Here is a 3,228-nt window from a genome sequence, read left to right as displayed (position 1 = left end):
CGATCGCGACGGCGTCACCGGCGCGGGCGGCGGCGGCCACCGCGGCGGCCGAGGCGTCACCGTCGGCGCCCGGCCGCCAGCCGCCCTCGAGGGCGCGGCGTGCGATGTTGGGCCCGCTCGCGATGCGCTCGACGCAACCTCGCGACCCGCACGGGCAGAGGTCACCGTCGAGGTCCACGCTGATGTGACCGATGTGACCGGCGTTGCCCGTGGGCCCTGGATGCAGCCGGCCGCCCAGGACCAGACCGCCGCCGACACCCGTCGAGACGACCATGCACAGCGCGTTGTCGTGCCCGCGGGCCGCGCCCTGCCAGTGCTCGGCCGCCGTGATCGCCACACCGTCGCCGATCAGCTCCACGGGCAGCCCCCCAGTGGCGGCACGGACCCGCTCGACCAGCGGATAGTCGCGCCAGCCGGGGACGTTCACCGGGCTCACGGTGCCCGCCGAGGCGTCCACCGGGCCCGCGCTGCCGATGCCGAGTGCCGTGGCGCGGCTCCACAACGGCGAGCCGGTCAGATCGCCGAGCACGGCTTCGACGGCCCGCATCACGGTGTCGCCGTCCCCCTGCGCGGGCGTCGCCCGCTGCGCACGCAGGAGGATCCCGCCATGGCCGTCCACGAGCGCTCCGGCGATCTTGGTGCCGCCGATGTCGAGCGCGGCCACGAGGTCGGTGTGCATCAGTGTCTGATCTCCCGGTGCAGAGTCTCTCCGGGGGTAACCCCCGGCGTACGTCCGGGGTGCCCCTGAATCTCTCCGGGAGCGACCCCGGGCACCCGGCCGGACGAAACAGATAGCACGACTGGCCCCGAAGCAGTGCAGGCCGGAGTGCGCGAGGGATAGTCTCCTCGCAGCTGACAACGTTGTCCAGGCTCTATGCTCGACGCCACATCCCAGTGAGCACCTCCGGCCGACGCACCCCGTGGACTCGTGGACCAGTGGACTACAGGACAGGACAGCCCATCGTGACCCAGACCGCCCACCGAACCGACAACCGATACGGCAACCGTCCGACCATGAAGGACGTCGCGGCGCGTGCCGGAGTCGGCCTCAAGACGGTGTCGCGTGTAGTCAACGGCGAGCCGGGCGTCACCCCGGACACCGAGCGCCGGGTGCGGGAGGCGATCGACGCGCTGGGCTTTCGCCGCAACGACAGCGCGCGGGTGCTGCGCAAGGGACGTACCGCGAGCATCGGCCTCATCCTGGAGGACCTCGCCGACCCCTTCTACGGCCCGCTCAGCCGCGCGGTCGAGGAGGTGGCCCGCGCCCACGGCGCCCTGCTGATCAACGGCTCGAGCGCCGAGGACCCGGACCGCGAACAGGAGCTGGCCCTCGCGCTGTGCGCGCGCCGCGTGGACGGGCTCGTCGTCATCCCGGCCGGTGACGACCACCGCTATCTGGAGCCGGAGATAAAGGCGGGCGTCGCCACGGTCTTCGTGGACCGCCCCGCCGGACAGATCGACGCGGACGTCGTCCTGTCCGACAACCTCGGCGGTGCGCGCGACGGCGTCGCCCACCTCATCGCCCACGGCCACCGCCGTATCGGGTTCATCGGCGACATGCCCCGCATCCACACGGCCGCCGAGCGGCTGCGCGGCTATCGCACCGCCATGGAGGACGCGGGCGTTCCCGTCGAGGAGGGCTGGATGTCCCTGGGGGCCACCGATCCGCAGCGGGTCCGCCGGGCCGCCGAAGCCATGTTGTCGGGCCCCTCCCCCGTCACCGCGATCTTCACGGGCAACAACCGTGTGACGGTCACGGTCGTACGCGTCCTCGCCGAGCACGACCGCCCTGTCGCCCTCGTCGGTTTCGACGACATCGAACTCGCCGACCTCCTCCAGCCCGGTGTCACCGTCGTGGCCCAGGACGCCGCCCGGCTCGGCCGCACGGCCGCCGAGCGCCTCTTCCGCCAACTCGACGGCACTCTCGTCCTCCCGGAGCGCATCGAACTCCCGACCAGGCTGATCACCCGTGGCTCGGGTGAACTGCCGCCCGCGGGCTGACCCATGGCGGATCCCGACAACCGCACACACCGCACCCGCCCCACAGACCACACCCACCGCACCCAACGCACGCACGGCACGCTGGAAGCACTCGGCCTCGCCGAAGCGCCGCGCGACCACCCGCTGAGCTATCCGGGCGCCTGGCCCGAGGAGTCCGTGCTCCTGGACGGCGACCGGCTCTCCCCTCTCACGCGCCTGACGTTCCCGGATCGCGTCCCAGTCCTCGCGGTCGGCTCCAACGCCTGCCCCGCGCAACTCCGGCACAAGATGCGGCAGTACGAGATCTCGTCGCCCATCCCCCTGGTGAAGGCGAAGGTCGCAGGCATCGACGTCGGTGTCTCCGCACATGTCAGCGGGATGGGGTACGTGTCCGCGTCGCCCTTTCGCGCTCGTGGTTTCACCCGGGAACTGTTCGTCACCTGGCTGGACCCGGCGCAGCTCGCGGCGGTCGACGCCAGCGAGGGAGTCCAGGCGCCGTCCGGTGCGTACGACCGTGTCCTGCTGCCCGCTTCCGACGTCCCGGTCGAGCTGGAGTCGGGCGAGGTGCTCGACGGCGCCCATCTGTACGTCAGCCGCCGGGGAGTGCTCCACGACGGCTCCGGTACGCCGCGCAGGCATCCGGGCGAGCGTCCGCTGCTCGCCGAACTCCTCGCGGAGTCACCGCGGTTGCGGGAGCTGTTCGGCTCCACCCCTGAGGAGTTCTGCGCCCGCGCACGCGGCGACTGGGACCTGTGCGTGCGGGGCACCCGGCTGTTCGCCGAGGAGGGGCGGACGACCGCCTCCGGCCTGGAGAAGTACGTAGGCGATCAGCAGACCGGCAGTCCCGGCAGCGGCGCGTCGTTGTCGCCGCCCTTGATGTAGACGTCGCTGACGAAGACGTTCGTGTTGCCGCTGTCGTCGTCCGTCTTCGCCCACCAGACGTTCGTCCACTGCCCATACGTCTCGCGGCGGCCCAGATCCTGCTGGCAGTAGAAGTAGTTGGTGCCCGCGTTGAGGGTGCCTGCCTCGGCGCCGTCGGCGGTGTAGGACGTGGCCTTGCGCCAGACCTCGCAGTTGTACTTTCCGCCGCCGACGGCGTGGCAGACCGGGGCGGGGCTGGAGCCGCCTTCGCCGCCTCCTCCGCCGCCGCTCGTGCCGCCTGACGTGCCACCGCCGTCCGTGGAACCACTGCCGGTCGGCGTTGGCGAGGCGTCGGGGCCCTTCGTCGTCGGTTTCGCACCCTCCGTG

Annotated in this window: 3 protein-coding genes and 1 pseudogene; 2 read left to right on the top strand and 2 right to left on the bottom strand. The window is 72.0% G+C overall.

What is annotated here, in order from left to right; all coding sequences use genetic code 11:
• On the bottom strand, positions 1-679 hold a 679-nt coding region (locus tag FE633_RS46780), incomplete at its 3' end, for an ROK family protein (RefSeq protein ID WP_138051240.1).
• A gap of 257 nt (positions 680-936) precedes the next feature.
• Here FE633_RS46780 and FE633_RS46775 point away from each other — a divergent pair.
• Both FE633_RS46775 and FE633_RS46770 read left to right on the top strand, forming a co-directional pair.
• A complete protein-coding gene (locus FE633_RS46775; RefSeq protein WP_425473338.1) occupies positions 937-2,001 on the top strand; it encodes a LacI family DNA-binding transcriptional regulator in 1,065 nt (354 codons plus the stop codon).
• A 3-nt stretch (positions 2,002-2,004) separates the two neighbouring features.
• Positions 2,005-2,862 carry a hypothetical protein gene (locus FE633_RS46770; RefSeq protein WP_246114161.1) on the top strand — a complete coding sequence of 286 codons (858 nt, stop codon included), beginning with the start codon at positions 2,005-2,007 and terminating at the stop codon, positions 2,860-2,862.
• On the opposite strand, the pseudogene FE633_RS46765 reads toward FE633_RS46770, so the two are convergent.
• A pseudogene (locus FE633_RS46765) lies at positions 2,808-3,228 on the bottom strand (serine/threonine protein kinase); the annotation flags it as partial. The gene FE633_RS46770 and the pseudogene FE633_RS46765 sit on opposite strands and share 55 nt — an antisense overlap.

This window comes from Streptomyces montanus, from assembly GCF_005786655.1.
Lineage (GTDB): Bacteria > Actinomycetota > Actinomycetes > Streptomycetales > Streptomycetaceae > Streptomyces > Streptomyces sporangiiformans.
Note: the sequence above shows the minus strand (reverse complement) of the source record. Positions and strands in the feature narration are given on the sequence as shown.